This is a genomic window from Pseudomonas sp. 9.3L (assembly GCF_058536285.1).
In genome coordinates, this window is the sequence record NZ_JBZUBK010000001.1 from 4,451,846 (window position 1) to 4,466,371 (window position 14,526).

Here is a 14,526-nt window from a genome sequence, read left to right on the forward strand (position 1 = left end):
CACCATGCACGCTCTACAAGCTCGTATCCTCGACCCGCGCCTGGGTACCGATTTCCCCTTGCCCGACTACGCTACGCCTGGTTCGGCCGGCCTGGACCTACGGGCCATGCTGCCTGCCGACACCACCTTGGCGCCGGGCCAGACACTCTTGATCCCTACGGGGCTCTCCGTATTCATTGCAGACCCCGGCCTTGCCGCGCTGGTGCTACCCCGCTCTGGCCTGGGCCATAAGCATGGAATCGTGCTGGGTAACCTGGTTGGCCTGATTGACTCCGACTACCAGGGCGAGCTGATGGTATCGTGCTGGAACCGCGGCGATACTGCGTTTGAAATCAAAATAGGTGAACGTATCGCTCAACTGGTGCTGGTACCCGTAGTACAAGCACGCTTCGAAGTGGTCGAAGCCTTCGACCAAAGCCAACGCGGCGCAGGTGGCTTTGGGCACTCAGGCAGCCACTGAGTGGCGAAAGGTTTTTCAGGGCAACGCAAGGAGTGGTCGTAATGGGCATCGACGAGCAAGCCGCTAAAACCTTGAGCCGTGAAAGCGGTGCCACCGACCAGCAGCTGGTGCGCCCTGGGTTAGTCATCGCAGCGCTGGGCCTGCTAGTGGCGGCCTTGCTGCTATGGATGGCCCAGCCGGGGCCGTCTCAGCAGGCCTGGCGATGGCAATTGGCGCAGGCGGCAGCCTCGGCGCAAGCAGCCACCCTTCGCCAAGCCTTTGCGCAAATCACTGCTGATACGCAAGCGGCGGCCAATGACCCGGCCTTGGTGGCTGCCTTGCAAAGCGGTGACAGCGCCCGGTTGCGCAACGCTGAAGCAGGCCTGCGCTACCGCGATGGGGTTGTCGATGCGTTTCTGACCCCTGCAGGCCAAGGGGAGCCCACCGATGGGCGGGCAGCGCCTTTTACCTTCGCCGCGCTCGACTTGCTACGCCGCAGCGAGGCAGGCAAGCCCGCGCCTATCGAGGCGCAGCGCTTTGGGCAAAGTTGGGTGCTCTACAGTGTGGCGGCCGTGCATGCGCCCGGCAGTCAGCAAGTAGTCGGCACCGTGCTGCTGGCCGTGACCCTCAAGCGTGCCCTGAGCGGCCTGCCCGACTTACCTGCTGAAGCGGGCGAGTTGACCCTCCAGCAACGCTTCGGGGACGGCCCGGTACAGGTGCTGTATCGCGCTGGCACGCCCGGCTCGGCACGACCTTATTCGCTAGACATTGACAACCCCCACTGGGCATTGCAATTCACGCCGGGCAGCGCCTACGACGCACCTATGCCGTGGGTGGCCATAGCCCTGGCATTGGCCGCCGCGCTGATTGCCGCGGGGGCGTTCTGGGTGGCTATGCTTACCGTTGTACGTAGCCTGCGGGCGCGCCTGCGCGGCGATGCCGAACAATTGAACCAACTGGTCGAAGAACTCTCCGGCGGAAAAACCGTCAAAGCGTTCAGTTTGAGCCTTACAGAGCTGAACGGGCTGGCCCAGGCGCTTGCACGTTTATCTCTACGAGATCGCCAGACAAGCCCAGGTGCCCCCAAGGCACCCGGATCAACCGGCATTACGACTCGCAGTGCCCCGGATGTCGACACTGCTCGCTCACACGAGCTCGAGCGTGCTCGGCCGCCTTTTCAAGAGACTGACGTATTCGGTGTCGGAATACTCGACGCCGACCAGGATTCCCTGCGAATGGAGCGTTCCCCCGTTATGAACAGCAATGCACAAGTCGCCCCTCAAGTTCCCGCCAGCATTTTCCGCGCCTATGACATCCGCGGCACCGTGCCTGATCTTCTCAACGCCGAAACCGCTTACTGGATCGGCCGCGCCATTGGCAGCCAGAGCCTGGCTCAAGGTGAGCCTCATGTGTCTGTAGGTCGCGACGGCCGCCTGTCTGGTCCCGAGCTGGTCGAGCGGCTGATCCAAGGTGTCGCCGACAGTGGCTGCCAGGTCACTGACGTGGGCATGGTGCCTACTGGGGCCCTGTATTTCGCTGCCGCCATCGATCTCGACCATTTGGATGGCGAAATCCAGGCTCGGCCCGGATCAGGCGTAATGCTTACCGGCAGCCACAACCCGGCCCACTACAACGGTTTCAAAATCATCATCGCTGGCGACACCCTGGCCAATGAGCAGATCCAGAAGCTGTACGAGCGCATTCGTGACAACGACTTGGCCAGCGGCCAGGGCTCGATCAAAAAGGTCGGCATCCTTACGCAGTACAAAGCTTACATCCAAAAAGATATCGCTGTGCTACGCAGGCTGAAAGTGGTGGTGGACTGCGGTAATGGCGTAGGCGGAGTTATCGCGCCTGAGTTGATCAAAGATCTCAATTGCGAAGTGATTCCGCTGTTCTGTGAGGTCGACGGCAACTTCCCTAACCATCACCCGGATCCGGGTAAGCTGGAAAACCTGGAAGACCTGATCGCCAAGGTAAAAGAAACCAGCGCCGATCTGGGCTTGGCTTTCGACGGCGACGCTGACCGCGTTGGCGTGGTAACCAACGAAGGCAACGTGGTGTTCCCTGACCGCCTGCTGATGCTGTTCGCGCAAGACGTGCTAAGCCGTAACCCTGGCGCCGATATCATTTACGACGTCAAATGCAGCCGTAACTTGAAGAAGCTGATCGAGGACCATAAAGGCCGCCCGGTCATGTACAAAACCGGCCACTCCTTGATCAAGAAAAAGATGAAGGAAACCGGTGCCCTGCTCGCAGGCGAGATGAGCGGCCACGTGTTCTTCAAAGAACGCTGGTTCGGTTTTGACGACGGCATCTACGGCGCAGCCCGCCTACTCGAGATCCTCAGCCAAAAGAGCGAAACCGAAACCGCTGAAAAGATTTTCGCCGAGTTCCCTAACGACGTGTCAACGCCCGAAATCAACATCAAGGTGACTGAAGAAACCAAGTTCAGCATCATTGAAGCCTTGGTCAGCGATGCACAGTGGGGCGATGCCAGCCTGAACAAGATCGACGGCGTTCGAGTGGACTACCGCAATGGCTGGGGCCTGGTACGTGCCTCCAACACCACGCCAGTGCTGGTACTGCGTTTCGAAGCCGAAGACGAAGCCGAACTGGAACGCATCAAGGCCGTGTTCCGTGATCAGCTCAAGCGAGTTGCCCCCGACCTTAAGATTCCCTTCTAACCCATCAGGAGCCCTGCATGACCCTCGACCGTGATGCCGCCACCAACGTCGCCAAGGTACTGTCCGAAGCCTTGCCGTATATCCGACGCTTCGTTGGTAAGACGCTGGTGATCAAGTACGGCGGCAACGCTATGGAAAGCGAGGAATTGAAAACCGGGTTTGCCCGCGACGTGGTGCTGATGAAAGCCGTAGGCATCAATCCGGTGGTCGTGCATGGGGGCGGGCCGCAGATCGGCGACTTGCTCAAGCGCTTGAACATCGAAAGCCACTTCATCGATGGCATGCGCGTTACCGACGCGCAGACCATGGATGTGGTCGAGATGGTCTTGGGGGGGCAGGTCAACAAAAGCATCGTCAATCTGATCAACCGCCACGGTGGTAGTGCCATTGGCCTGACCGGCAAGGACGCCGAGCTGATTCGCGCCCGCAAGCTTAAGGTGACCCGCCAGACTCCAGGGATGGACAAAGCCGAAATCATCGATATCGGTTTGGTAGGTGAAGTCAGCGGCGTTAACACAGGCTTGCTGGACATGCTGGTCAAAGGCGACTTCATTCCGGTGATCGCGCCTATTGGCGTAGGTGCCGATGGGGAGTCTTACAACATCAATGCCGACTTGGTGGCCGGCAAGGTCGCCGAAGCCTTGCAGGCTGAAAAGCTGATGCTGTTGACCAACATCCCCGGCTTGATGAACAAGGAAGGCAAGGTGCTGACCGGCCTGACTACCGAGCAAGTGGACGAGCTGATTGCAGACGGGACCATCTACGGCGGCATGCTACCGAAAATCCGCTGCGCGCTTGAAGCCGTGCAAGGTGGCGTGAGCAGCGCTCATATCATCGATGGTCGAGTGCCTAACGCCGTACTGTTGGAAATTTTCACTGACAGCGGCGTGGGTACCTTAATCACCAACGGTTAAGGCTTTTGATTTAACAATCAGTCGGGCCTCGCGGGTGTAAGAGCCAACGGCCGTTGGCGAAGGCTGAGGGCAGAAGCCAAAACCTTTCGCTAAAAGCCTTTCGCCAACTACGTTGGCTACGAGGTGGGAAAGCTGCTAGCACAGGTTTACGGTGCCTTTAACTGCTGAAGCCGAGCGCGGTCCACGTCAAAAGCGTGGTCCGCGTCCTGGCGCATTTTCTGGTAGCGTTCGACCTGAGCGTTAAGCTCCGCCCGGCGCTGGCGCACCGCCTCAAGCTGGTCCAATACACTGGGTGAAATGGGCTGACCATTACGCTCTTGATTAGCTGCCTCCCCTTGCAAGGAAGCCTGTTGCGCTTGCAGGTTCTGCAAATCCCCCCGCGTTAATGCCACTAACCCGTCTATTTCAGTCAGCTGTCGCTGACGCGTGCGCTCAAGGTCTTCAACGCTTGTGTACCGCGTGCGTAGCCGCGCGTCTGCATCCGCCTGGGCACGCTGAGCGGCATTGGCTTGCGCCTGTTCGGGGCTGAGCGCAGGCGGAACGGTCTGCAACACCCGGCCCTGGGCATTGAGTACTTGATAACCTTTCGAAACGAACTCGGGCGGCACACCCTGGCGGTCCAGCACGACGGCACCATGGTCGTCCAGGTAGCGATAGAGCTGCAGGGGCTGGGTAGCAGGCGCAGCCAGCAGGCTAAGCGGGATACACACGCCCACTGCACCTGCAACGCTGCGCCACATCCTCAAATACCGTACAGAGCACGGTAGGCTTCGACAGCCGGAAGGTGCTGCTTGAGCTGGCTATCCTCTGCAAGGTATTGCAGCACTTGATCCAGCGACACGATGCTCACCACTGGAATGCCGTAATCACGCTCGACTTCCTGAATGGCAGACAACTCACCCTTGCCCCGCTCTTGGCGGTTCAATGCGATCAGCACGGCCGCAGCCTGGGCTTTTTCAGCCTGGATGATTGCCATCACTTCACGAATGGCCGTGCCTGCGGTAATGACGTCATCAATGATCAGCACATTGCCCTGCAAGGGGGCACCTACCAGGCTACCGCCTTCACCGTGGTCTTTGGCTTCCTTACGGTTGAAGCACCAGGGCACGTCCCTTCCATGCTTGTCAGCCAGCGCCACGGCCGTAGCCGAGGCAAGGGGAATGCCCTTGTATGCAGGGCCAAACAGCACGTCGAAGCTGAGGTTGCTATCAACGATGGCCGAGGCATAACACTGGCCCAACTGCGCTAGCGCAGACCCTGTATTGAATAACCCGGCATTGAAGAAGTAAGGACTGGTGCGCCCGGACTTCAAGGTGAACTCGCCGAAGCGCAGTACGCCCCGCTCGATGGCAAAACGAATGAAGTCACGCTGGTAGGCTTGCATGTAAACGTCCTGAATACCACGGATTTAGCTAAATAACTTGACCTCGGGTATCATACACCCACGAGATTTTTGGGGCCATTTATGCGGATCATCAGTGTGAACGTCAATGGGATTCAGGCAGCTGTGGAGCGAGGCTTGCTCAGCTGGCTGCAGGCCCAGAATGCCGACGTGATCTGCTTGCAGGATACCCGTGCTTCGGCGTTCGAACTGGACGATTCCGCCTACCAGCTCGATGGCTACTTCCTGTACGCGGCAGATGCAGAAGTGCCAGCGCAGGGCGGTGTCGCGCTGTACTCGCGGTTGCAGCCCAAGGCGGTCATCAGCGGGCTGGGGTTCGAAACGTCCGATCGTTTCGGCCGTTACCTGCAGGCGGACTTCGACAAGGTTAGCATCGCTACCCTGCTATTCCCTTCCGGGCGCGGCGGTGATGAAGAGCTGAACCAGAAATTCAAGTTGATGGACGACTTTGCCCGTTACTTGGATAAACAGCGCCGCAAGCGTCGCGAATACATCTATTGCGGCTCCTTGTACGTGGCGCAGCAAAAACTGGACATCAAGAACTGGCGCGACAGCCAGCAGTCGCCCGGCTTCCTTGCGCCTGAGCGGGCCTGGATGGACGAGATCGTTGGCAACATGGGGTATGTAGATGCCTTGCGAGAGGTCAGCCGTGAAGGTGACCAGTACAGCTGGTGGCCTGACAGCGAGCAAGCCGAGATGCTCAACCTGGGTTGGCGTTTCGACTATCAGTTGCTCACACCTGGGCTCCGACGCTTCGTGCGCAGTGCCCGCCTGCCTCGCCAGCCCAGGTTTTCTCAGCACGCACCCTTCATCGTCGACTACGACTGGACGCTGACAATCTAAGCCAGGTAGCGTTCTAGAGCCTTTAGAAGCCAGCGCGAGCTGGCGCCCGCTCCTACATCATTTGCCCTCAAGCACTCGTAGGAGGAGCCAGCGTCAGTTGGCGAACCTGTTCAGTCGGCCAAGGCGGCTTTCTGGATGGCAAACAACTCAGCCATGCCCTTGTTGGCCAGGGCCAGCATTGCATTGAGTTCTTCTGGCTGGAACGGCGCGCCTTCTGCGGTACCTTGCACTTCGATGAAGCCGCCCGTGCTGGTCATTACCACGTTCAGGTCGGTTTCAGCTGCGGAGTCTTCCGGGTAATCAAGGTCTAGCACCGGTTCACCCTGGTACATACCTACGGAAACGGCAGCGATCATCTGCTTGACCGGGTCGCCTGCCTTCAGGCCCCCACGCTTTTTAATGACCTTAAGGGCATCCACCAATGCGACCATGGCACCGGTGATGGACGCTGTGCGGGTACCACCATCGGCCTGAATGACATCGCAATCTACATACAGGGTGATATCACCGAGTTTGGACATGTCCAGTGCTGCGCGCAGCGAACGGCCAATCAGCCGCTGGATTTCCAGCGTGCGCCCGCCTTGCTTGCCGCGGCTGGCCTCGCGCTGGTTACGCTCGCCGGTAGCACGCGGCAGCATGCCGTATTCAGCGGTCAGCCAACCCTGGCCTTGACCCTTGAGGAAACGCGGTACGCCGCTTTCGACACTGACGGTGCAGATTACCCGGGTATCGCCGAATTCGACCAGCACCGAGCCTTCGGCATGCCGGGTGTAGTTGCGGGTGATACGGATCGGGCGAAGCTGATCGGCAGCGCGACCACTTGGACGTTTCATCTGGGTTACCTGTACCTATTGAAAAACTGCCCGACAGTATAAGGCCGTGCAGGTCATACAGGTATTTAAATAGCCGAGACATTCTATAACCGCTCACAGCCCCGCCAATCGCCGCCGCGCCTTGGGGCCTACACCCCATTAAGGTACACTCTTGCGCCTTTATAGCTGCCCCGGCGCTGCAATCGCGCCCTCTACGAGGTCTGCCCCCCATGGTTCACAGCATGACTGCCTTTGCCCGGGCTGAACGAGCTGAGGCGCATGGCACCCTTTCCTGGGAGCTGCGCTCGGTCAACCATCGCTACCTTGAGCCCCTCCTTCGCCTGCCTGACGCTTTTCGCGAGCTGGAAAGCGCTGTGCGCGACGCATTGCGGTCTAGCCTTTCTCGAGGGAAAGTCGAGTGCACCCTCCGCCTGAGCGAAGAGGCCAATACCCAGACGCCCAGGCTAGACTTGGCGCGCGCGGATGAACTCATCCAGGCTGCCGAGGCGGTTACCGCGCTAATTGCCCAGCCTGCCCCTATCGACCCCCTTAAGGTGATGGCGTGGCCAGGGGTAATGGTCAGCGAGGGGATAGACACGCAGGTCTTGCACGCCAGTGCCCTGGCACTGTTCACAGAGGCCCTTGACGATCTAAAGGCCGGCAGGGCCCGAGAAGGCGTGGAGCTGTCCAGGTTGATCAACGAGCGGCTGGATGCCATGGCGCATGACATTGCCTCGTTGCGCGAGCAGGTGCCGCACATGTTGGCAACGCACCGCCAGAAGATCCTCGACCGCTTCGCCGAAGTACGCGCTGAGCTGGACCCTCAACGGTTAGAGCAAGAGATGGTGCTGCTGGCCCAGAAAAGCGACGTCGCCGAAGAGCTGGACCGCTTGACCACCCACGTACATGAAGCGCGGCGCGTGCTGGCCAGCCCTGGCGCAGCGGGTCGTCGCCTTGATTTCCTCATGCAGGAGCTCAATCGCGAAGCCAACACATTGGGCTCGAAGGCTTTCGACACCCGCAGCACCCAGGCAGCCATCAGCCTGAAGGTGTTGATCGAACAAATGCGCGAACAAGTGCAAAACATTGAGTAAGGCAACTTCATGAAACCGACCCCTGGCACCCTGTACATCGTTTCTGCGCCTTCGGGCGCTGGCAAAACCAGCCTGGTCAAGGCACTGATGGACGCCGAGTCCGGCATTCGCGTGTCAGTGTCCCACACAACCCGCGCCATGCGGCCTGGCGAAACCGACGGCGTGAATTACCATTTCGTGGACCGCGCCCAGTTCATGGCCATGATCGAGCATGGCGATTTCCTGGAGCAGGCCGAGGTTTTCGGCAATCTTTACGGCACGTCCAAGACCAGCCTGCGACAGGTTCTGGACGCGGGCGATGACCTCATCCTTGAAATTGACTGGCAGGGCGGCGAGCAGGTTCGCAACCTGATTCCGGGTACACGCTCCATCTTCATTCTGCCCCCTTCGTTGCAGGCTCTACGCCAACGCTTGACCAACCGTGGCCAAGACAGCGAGGAGATCATTGATGGCCGGATGCGTGAAGCGGTCAATGAAATGCGTCACTACGTTGAATATGATTACCTGGTGGTCAACGACGACTTCGCTACGGCCTTGGTCGACCTGCGCGCCATTTTCCGGGCAAACCGTTTATGCCAAGGGGTACAGCAGCACCGTCATGAAGCATTGCTCAGCGGCCTGTTGGGCTAATCTGTAGTCGACTCGCCAGACCGGCGGCACTGGAATATTCTGCTTACGTAACGGTAGGCCTTCCATTCAGGCTGGTGATTTTTTAAACTGCTCAGTCCGCTACCCCGCCCAAGGCGGGCGCTCACTGTTTTTGTACGAGGAACACCATGGCTCGCGTGACCGTTGAAGACTGCCTGGATCATGTTGATAATCGCTTCGAGCTGGTCATGCTCGCCACCAAACGTTCTCGCCAGCTGGCAACCGGTGGCAAAGAGCCCAAAGTGGGTTGGGAAAACGACAAGCCTACCGTGGTAGCCCTGCGCGAAATCGCGGCTGGTCTGGTCGATTACGATGTAATCGCTGAGGCTGAAATTGTCGATGAAGAGCCACTGTTCACTGCATTCGAAGACGAGGCCAACGAGGCCGTCTAAGCACATGCCCTGTCGACCCATCACGGCGAAGGCGCTTACGTGGCAGGAGGTTTCTCCTTGCCAGGCATAGACGTCCTCGCCGAGCGCCTGTCGACCTACCTGGGCGACGACCAGGTCAACCTGGTTCGCCGGGCGTACTATTACGCAGAACAAGCTCACGACGGCCAGCGCCGTCGCAGTGGGGAACCCTACGTTACCCACCCCCTTGCAGTAGCGAACATCCTTGCCGACATGCACATGGACCATCAAAGCCTGATGGCGGCCATGCTGCATGATGTGATCGAAGACACTGGAATCGCGAAAGAGGCCCTGTGCGCCCAGTTTGGCGAGACGGTTGCTGAACTGGTGGATGGCGTCAGCAAGCTGACACAGATGAACTTCGAAACCAAGGCGGAAGCCCAGGCTGAGAACTTCCAGAAAATGGCCATGGCCATGGCCCGGGATATACGCGTCATTCTGGTCAAGCTTGCCGACCGGCTTCACAACATGCGCACGCTTGAAGTGCTGTCGGGTGAAAAGCGGCGACGCATTGCCAAAGAAACCCTGGAAATCTACGCACCCATCGCCAATCGACTGGGCATGCACAACGTGCGCGTTGAATTTGAAGATTTAGGCTTCAAGGCCATGCACCCCATGCGATCCGAGCGCATCCACCAAGCGGTGAAGCGCGCTCGTGGCAATCGCAAGGAGCTGGTCGCCAAGATCGAACACTCGCTTGCCAATTGCCTGACGGTGGATGGCATCCAGGGCGATGTGAGTGGTCGCCAGAAGCACTTGTACGGCATCTACAAAAAGATGCGGGGCAAGCGGCGTGCCTTCAATGAAATCATGGATGTGTACGCGTTTCGTATCGTAGTAGACAAGGTAGACACCTGCTACCGCGTACTCGGGGCGGTGCATAACCTCTATAAGCCATTGCCAGGGCGCTTCAAGGATTACATCGCTATCCCCAAAGCCAACGGTTACCAGTCGCTGCATACCACCTTGTTTGGTATGCACGGGGTGCCCATAGAAATCCAGATTCGCACGCGCGAAATGGAAGAAATGGCCAACAACGGTATCGCGGCTCATTGGCTGTACAAATCCAACAACGACGAAGCCCCTCGCAGTACGCATGCACGGGCCCGTCAGTGGGTCAAAGGCGTGCTGGAGCTTCAGCAGCGCGCGGGTAACTCGCTGGAGTTCATAGAAAGCGTCAAGATCGACCTCTTCCCGGACGAGGTCTATGTATTCACGCCCAAGGGCAAGATCATGGAGCTGCCCAAAGGCTCCACGGCGGTGGACTTCGCCTATGCAGTGCACACAGACGTCGGCAATAGCTGCATTGCCTGCCGCATCAACCGCCGCCTGGCCCCGCTGTCAGAGCCGCTGCAAAGTGGCTCCACGGTCGAAATCGTCAGTGCGCCCGGCGCTCGACCCAACCCGGCGTGGCTCAACTTTGTAGTAACAGGCAAGGCCCGAACCCATATCCGCCATGCGCTCAAGCTGCAGCGGCGCTCCGAATCCGTGGCGTTGGGTGAGCGACTGCTCAACAAGGTGCTCAATGGCTTCGATACCTCCCTGGAGCACATCAAGGCAGAGCGCATCCAGCCTCTGCTGACCGAGTATCGCCAGGAAGTCATTGAAGACTTGCTCGAAGACATTGGCCTGGGCAACCGCATGGCCTATGTCGTTGCCCGCCGCCTGCTGACCTCGGAAGGCCAGGCTTCGCCTAGCCGCGAAAGCCCCTTGGCCATCCGAGGCACGGAAGGGCTGGTGCTCAGTTACGCCAAGTGCTGTACGCCTATTCCTGGCGACCCTATCGTTGGCCACCTGTCTGCGGGTAAAGGCATGGTCGTGCACCTGGAGAGCTGCCGGAACATCAGCGAAGTACGGCACAATCCAGAAAAGTGCATCCAGCTGGCGTGGGCGAAAGATGTCAGTGGCGAATTCAATGTCGAGCTTCGGGTAGAGCTGGAACACCAACGCGGCCTGATCGCCCTCTTGGCCAGCAGCGTGAATGCCGCGGACGGTAACATCGAGAAGATCAGCATGGACGAGCGCGACGGCCGAACCAGCGTCGTGCAAGTAGTCGTCAGCGTTCATGACCGGGTCCATTTGGCCCGCGTCATCCGCAAGCTGAGGGGGCTCGCCGGTATCATTCGCATTACTCGCATGCGGGCGTAAGCCCGGTGCGCCTTTCTATCAAGGAGTGCTTCATGACCAAAAGCGTCATCCACAGCGACAAGGCCCCGGCAGCGATCGGTACCTACTCCCAGGCAATCAAAGCTGGCAATACGGTGTACATGTCAGGGCAGATCCCACTCGACCCCACCACCATGGAACTGGTTGAGGGCTTCGAAGCCCAGACAGTGCAAGTGTTCGAGAACCTGAAGTCCGTGGCAGAAGCAGCTGGCGGCTCCTTCAGCGACATCGTCAAGTTGAACATCTTCCTGACAGACCTCAGTAACTTTGCAACCGTCAATGAAGTCATGGGTCGGTATTTCCAACAGCCCTACCCTGCCCGTGCGGCTATTGGCGTTGCTGCGCTGCCCAAAGGCTCGCAGGTTGAAATGGACGCCATTCTGGTTCTGGAATGAGTTTGTAGCGGCGCCCCATCGGCGCGCTGCTTCTATCTTCAAGGAATTTCCATGCGCACCTTGTTTTGGGCCATGCCCGTCCTGGCCGTACTTGTCGGCGGATGCGCCAGCCAGCCGGCCAATGTCAGCGGTGTCTGGATAAACGAAAACGCCATCCAGGCCGCGGCCAAGGGCGGCAACTTACGCCAAGCCTTGCTAGGTATGGGCCCAACCCTGGAATGGCAGATTGACCCCTCTGCAAACAAAGCCACATCGAGCAACGGCTTTGAAGTGGCAGAGGGCCGCCTTGTGCCCAAAGACAAAGGGCAGTGGCAGGTCGATTTCTACGGCAATGGCTCGGAAAGCCTTTCCATGGAGGGTGATAACCTGGTGCAGGCCGCCAGCGACAGTGCGGGTGAGCAGAGCTTCCAGCGCACTGCACCAGGGCCGTCTCCTCCTGCGCCCGGCAGCACCTTCGAGCACCGCCTGTACGAAGCGTATATGGGCGGTGAGTGGGCTGTCAGCGAAGGGCAAGGTAGGGGGGGCAAGGTTCGTTTCTTGCCCGATGGGCGCGTTGAGGGCCTGCCAGGCGTAGACCGCTATGCGTTATGCCTGGGTGGTGACTGCGCAGCCATGAGTGGTGCGTTCGACAGCATCTGGCTACAGAGCGGTACTCAAGGGGCCGCGTATATCCTGCAGCGAAACAAGGATCAGCTGGATATATTCACCGCGGTCAACCAGGCCGCAGAGGGCGAAATGCCTAGCCTGCGGCCTGGCGCGGTGGCCTGGCACCTAAGCCGCTAAAGGCGGTCGATCAACGCGGCATAACCTTCTTTGAAGGTGGAGTAACGCGGGGCCCAGCCAAGGCTGCGTGCTCTTGCATTGCTGCAACGCTTGCTGCCGGTACGTCGCAAGGGGGCTTGCAGGGGGGCCTCTGTCACCTGCAGACGCTCCCTCATCCACGTAAGCACCTCGTGCAATGGCGCAGGCATGTCATCCACCCCCAGATAACAATCAGCCAGCGCCTCATTCGCCCATGCGGTTTTCAGCACATGGGCCATCAGCCCGGCGGCGTCATCTGCCTGTATACGGTTACCGTACTGCGGAGGTTGCGCTTGTGCGTAATAGCCTTGCCTGGCCTGGTTGATCAGGCGTTCTCGCCCTGGCCCATAGATACCCGTCAGCCGGATGACCGTGGCAGGGATGGCACTTGAGTGCGCCAGCGCTTCGGCTTCCAACATAACCTTTCCGGCATAGCCCGACGGCTGTGTGGGGGAGGCTTCGTCTACCCATTCACCTTCGGTTTGGCCATAGACACTGCTGCTGGACACGAAAAGCAAACGCCTAGGCACTTGGCCATGCTGTGTTAGCCAGCCCATCACATTGCGCAGGCCGTCCAGATACGCACGCCGGTAGCCCGCCTCGTCATGCTGATCGGCGGCCACTGCGTAGACTAGATAGTCCGGCACCAGCGCCTCCCATCCTGGCGGAGCAATTACCTGATTGAAATCTGCAGCCACACCAGGAAGGCCTGCAGGTAGGCGAGCGGGGTTTCTTCGCACCCCAGTGACTGACCAGCCCACCGCCTGCAGTTGCTGCGCAAGCCGGCTGCCTATATCCCCACACCCTGCAATTACGACGTTTGGAACTGTCATACCTCTCCTCGTTTGCATCGCAGCGCGGGCCTCGTGAAGAAATCCGACGCAATCGCTTCTGCTATTAAGAATTACTTGCAATAATGAGCAACCTTTTGTCCCGGCGTCCATCAGCCTGCATGGGCCGCCGCCCCCATTATTCAGGTTCGGCCAGCATGAATTCTACTCAGCTTCACTCTTCGCTTACCTCGCCTCGCCTCCTGCCACGCGCCTGGTGCGCCATAGCCGTGTTTCTGCTGAGCCTGATGGCCCCGCAGTTTTCCCTGGCGGACACTGCACCGGTGGCCGGCACGCCGACCGTCACTGCACCCGCTAGCGAACCGGCTGGCGAGCCTGGCGCAATTGAGGCCACGTCGCCAGCCGATACCACACTGGGCCTGGGTCATGACCTGTCGCCGTGGGGCATGTACCAAAATGCCGACGTAGTGGTAAAGGCTGTGATGATCGGCTTGGCCATCGCCTCCATCGTTACCTGGACGCTATGGATTGCCAAAGGTCTCGAAGTGCTGGGTGCCAAGCGTCGGTTGCGCCGTGAAATGGTGCTTCTCAAGCGCTCCACGACCCTCAAGGCAGCCAGCGAGGCCACCAACCAACCTGGCACCCTGGCGCACCTTTTGGTGCAGGATGCACTGGAAGAGCTACAGCTGTCGGCTAATGCCCGCGACCGGGACGGTATCAAGGAGCGTGTGAGTTTCCGCCTGGAGCGCCTCGTAGCGGCGTGCGGCCGCAAAATGAGCAGCGGTACAGGCATACTGGCAACCATCGGCTCTACCGCGCCGTTCGTAGGGCTGTTTGGCACCGTCTGGGGCATCATGAACAGCTTCATCGGTATTGCCAAAACCCAGACCACCAACCTGGCGGTAGTGGCACCGGGTATTGCCGAGGCCTTGCTGGCAACCGCCCTCGGTCTGGTTGCGGCCATTCCGGCGGTGGTGATCTACAACGTATTCGCCCGCTCCATCACCGGCTACAAAGCTCAGGTGGCTGATGCGAGTGCCCAGGTACTGTTGCTGGTCAGCCGTGACCTGGATCACCAGCCAGGCGAGCGTGCTGCCCAGCCACACATGGTCAAGGTGGGTTAA

15 protein-coding genes are annotated in these 14,526 nt (G+C 59.4%); 11 read left to right on the forward strand and 4 right to left on the reverse strand.

Features of this window, described 5'->3' with window-relative positions; all coding sequences use genetic code 11:
- Nucleotides 1-4: 4 nt before the first annotated feature.
- Genes dut through argB form a run of 3 tightly spaced genes read left to right on the forward strand, consistent with a single transcriptional unit; the run spans nt 5 to nt 4,040 of the window.
- Nucleotides 5-460, forward strand: a complete 456-nt coding sequence (dut, locus tag AC4LE2_RS20675; RefSeq protein ID WP_491827923.1) for a dUTP diphosphatase — start codon at nt 5-7, stop codon at nt 458-460.
- Between the two features lie 41 nt (nt 461-501).
- A complete protein-coding gene (locus AC4LE2_RS20680) occupies nt 502-3,126 on the forward strand; it encodes a phosphomannomutase/phosphoglucomutase (protein WP_491827924.1) in 2,625 nt (874 codons plus the stop codon).
- Nucleotides 3,127-3,143: 17 nt separating this feature from the next.
- Nucleotides 3,144-4,040 (forward strand): acetylglutamate kinase, encoded by an 897-nt coding sequence (gene argB / locus AC4LE2_RS20685; RefSeq protein WP_491827925.1) that lies wholly within the window; start codon nt 3,144-3,146, stop codon nt 4,038-4,040.
- Nucleotides 4,041-4,186: 146 nt separating this feature from the next.
- Here the strand turns inward: argB and AC4LE2_RS20690 are convergent, their stop codons facing one another.
- Together AC4LE2_RS20690 and pyrE are read right to left on the reverse strand one after the other, a co-directional pair.
- Entirely contained in the window at nt 4,187-4,780 is a 594-nt protein-coding gene (locus tag AC4LE2_RS20690; RefSeq protein WP_491827926.1) for a DUF4124 domain-containing protein, read from the reverse strand.
- A 2-nt stretch (nt 4,781-4,782) separates the two neighbouring features.
- Nucleotides 4,783-5,424: an orotate phosphoribosyltransferase gene (gene pyrE, locus AC4LE2_RS20695; protein WP_491827927.1), complete on the reverse strand. Its 642-nt coding sequence runs from the start codon at nt 5,422-5,424 to the stop codon at nt 4,783-4,785.
- Between the two features lie 81 nt (nt 5,425-5,505).
- On the opposite strand from pyrE, the gene crc reads away from it, so the two are divergent.
- Nucleotides 5,506-6,285, forward strand: a complete 780-nt coding sequence (gene crc / locus AC4LE2_RS20700) for a catabolite repression control protein Crc (RefSeq protein ID WP_491827928.1) — start codon at nt 5,506-5,508, stop codon at nt 6,283-6,285.
- A gap of 110 nt (nt 6,286-6,395) precedes the next feature.
- On the opposite strand, the gene rph is transcribed toward crc, so the two are convergent.
- Nucleotides 6,396-7,118 carry a ribonuclease PH gene (rph, locus tag AC4LE2_RS20705; protein ID WP_491827929.1) on the reverse strand — a complete coding sequence of 241 codons (723 nt, stop codon included), beginning with the start codon at nt 7,116-7,118 and terminating at the stop codon, nt 6,396-6,398.
- 209 nt (nt 7,119-7,327) lie between these two features.
- Between rph and AC4LE2_RS20710 the strand changes: the two genes are divergently transcribed.
- The 6 genes from AC4LE2_RS20710 (at nt 7,328) to AC4LE2_RS20735 (ending at nt 12,593) form a co-directional block, all read left to right on the forward strand.
- Complete coding sequence (locus tag AC4LE2_RS20710) at nt 7,328-8,191, forward strand: YicC/YloC family endoribonuclease (RefSeq protein ID WP_491827930.1); 864 nt, start codon at nt 7,328-7,330, stop codon at nt 8,189-8,191.
- Nucleotides 8,192-8,200: 9 nt separating this feature from the next.
- Nucleotides 8,201-8,821, forward strand: coding sequence for a guanylate kinase (gmk, locus tag AC4LE2_RS20715; protein WP_491827931.1), 621 nt, complete (start codon nt 8,201-8,203; stop codon nt 8,819-8,821).
- A gap of 146 nt (nt 8,822-8,967) precedes the next feature.
- Nucleotides 8,968-9,231, forward strand: coding sequence for a DNA-directed RNA polymerase subunit omega (gene rpoZ, locus AC4LE2_RS20720; RefSeq protein ID WP_483832794.1), 264 nt, complete (start codon nt 8,968-8,970; stop codon nt 9,229-9,231).
- 57 nt (nt 9,232-9,288) lie between these two features.
- Nucleotides 9,289-11,397 carry a bifunctional GTP diphosphokinase/guanosine-3',5'-bis pyrophosphate 3'-pyrophosphohydrolase gene (gene spoT / locus AC4LE2_RS20725; protein ID WP_491828196.1) on the forward strand — a complete coding sequence of 703 codons (2,109 nt, stop codon included), beginning with the start codon at nt 9,289-9,291 and terminating at the stop codon, nt 11,395-11,397.
- A gap of 32 nt (nt 11,398-11,429) precedes the next feature.
- Complete coding sequence (locus AC4LE2_RS20730) at nt 11,430-11,810, forward strand: RidA family protein (protein WP_491827932.1); 381 nt, start codon at nt 11,430-11,432, stop codon at nt 11,808-11,810.
- Nucleotides 11,811-11,861: 51 nt separating this feature from the next.
- Entirely contained in the window at nt 11,862-12,593 is a 732-nt protein-coding gene (locus AC4LE2_RS20735) for a hypothetical protein (protein ID WP_491827933.1), read from the forward strand.
- Here AC4LE2_RS20735 and AC4LE2_RS20740 read toward each other — a convergent pair.
- Nucleotides 12,590-13,444 carry an SDR family oxidoreductase gene (locus AC4LE2_RS20740; protein WP_491827934.1) on the reverse strand — a complete coding sequence of 285 codons (855 nt, stop codon included), beginning with the start codon at nt 13,442-13,444 and terminating at the stop codon, nt 12,590-12,592. The two genes, AC4LE2_RS20735 and AC4LE2_RS20740, sit on opposite strands and share 4 nt — an antisense overlap.
- A gap of 155 nt (nt 13,445-13,599) precedes the next feature.
- On the opposite strand from AC4LE2_RS20740, the gene exbB reads away from it, so the two are divergent.
- A complete protein-coding gene (exbB, locus tag AC4LE2_RS20745) occupies nt 13,600-14,526 on the forward strand; it encodes a tonB-system energizer ExbB (RefSeq protein ID WP_491827935.1) in 927 nt (308 codons plus the stop codon).

Bases quoted from the DNA above. Each gene is read 5' to 3' on its own strand.
- dut (WP_491827923.1), top strand. From the start codon at position 5: ATGCACGCTCTACAAGCTCGTATCCTCGACCCGCGCCTGGGTACCGAT.
- AC4LE2_RS20680 (WP_491827924.1), top strand. From the start codon at position 502: ATGGGCATCGACGAGCAAGCCGCTAAAACCTTGAGCCGTGAAAGCGGT.
- argB (WP_491827925.1), top strand. From the start codon at position 3,144: ATGACCCTCGACCGTGATGCCGCCACCAACGTCGCCAAGGTACTGTCC.
- AC4LE2_RS20690 (WP_491827926.1), bottom strand. From the start codon at position 4,780: ATGTGGCGCAGCGTTGCAGGTGCAGTGGGCGTGTGTATCCCGCTTAGC.
- pyrE (WP_491827927.1), bottom strand. From the start codon at position 5,424: ATGCAAGCCTACCAGCGTGACTTCATTCGTTTTGCCATCGAGCGGGGC.
- crc (WP_491827928.1), top strand. From the start codon at position 5,506: ATGCGGATCATCAGTGTGAACGTCAATGGGATTCAGGCAGCTGTGGAG.
- rph (WP_491827929.1), bottom strand. From the start codon at position 7,118: ATGAAACGTCCAAGTGGTCGCGCTGCCGATCAGCTTCGCCCGATCCGT.
- AC4LE2_RS20710 (WP_491827930.1), top strand. From the start codon at position 7,328: ATGGTTCACAGCATGACTGCCTTTGCCCGGGCTGAACGAGCTGAGGCG.
- gmk (WP_491827931.1), top strand. From the start codon at position 8,201: ATGAAACCGACCCCTGGCACCCTGTACATCGTTTCTGCGCCTTCGGGC.
- rpoZ (WP_483832794.1), top strand. From the start codon at position 8,968: ATGGCTCGCGTGACCGTTGAAGACTGCCTGGATCATGTTGATAATCGC.
- AC4LE2_RS20730 (WP_491827932.1), top strand. From the start codon at position 11,430: ATGACCAAAAGCGTCATCCACAGCGACAAGGCCCCGGCAGCGATCGGT.
- AC4LE2_RS20735 (WP_491827933.1), top strand. From the start codon at position 11,862: ATGCGCACCTTGTTTTGGGCCATGCCCGTCCTGGCCGTACTTGTCGGC.
- AC4LE2_RS20740 (WP_491827934.1), bottom strand. From the start codon at position 13,444: ATGACAGTTCCAAACGTCGTAATTGCAGGGTGTGGGGATATAGGCAGC.
- exbB (WP_491827935.1), top strand. From the start codon at position 13,600: ATGAATTCTACTCAGCTTCACTCTTCGCTTACCTCGCCTCGCCTCCTG.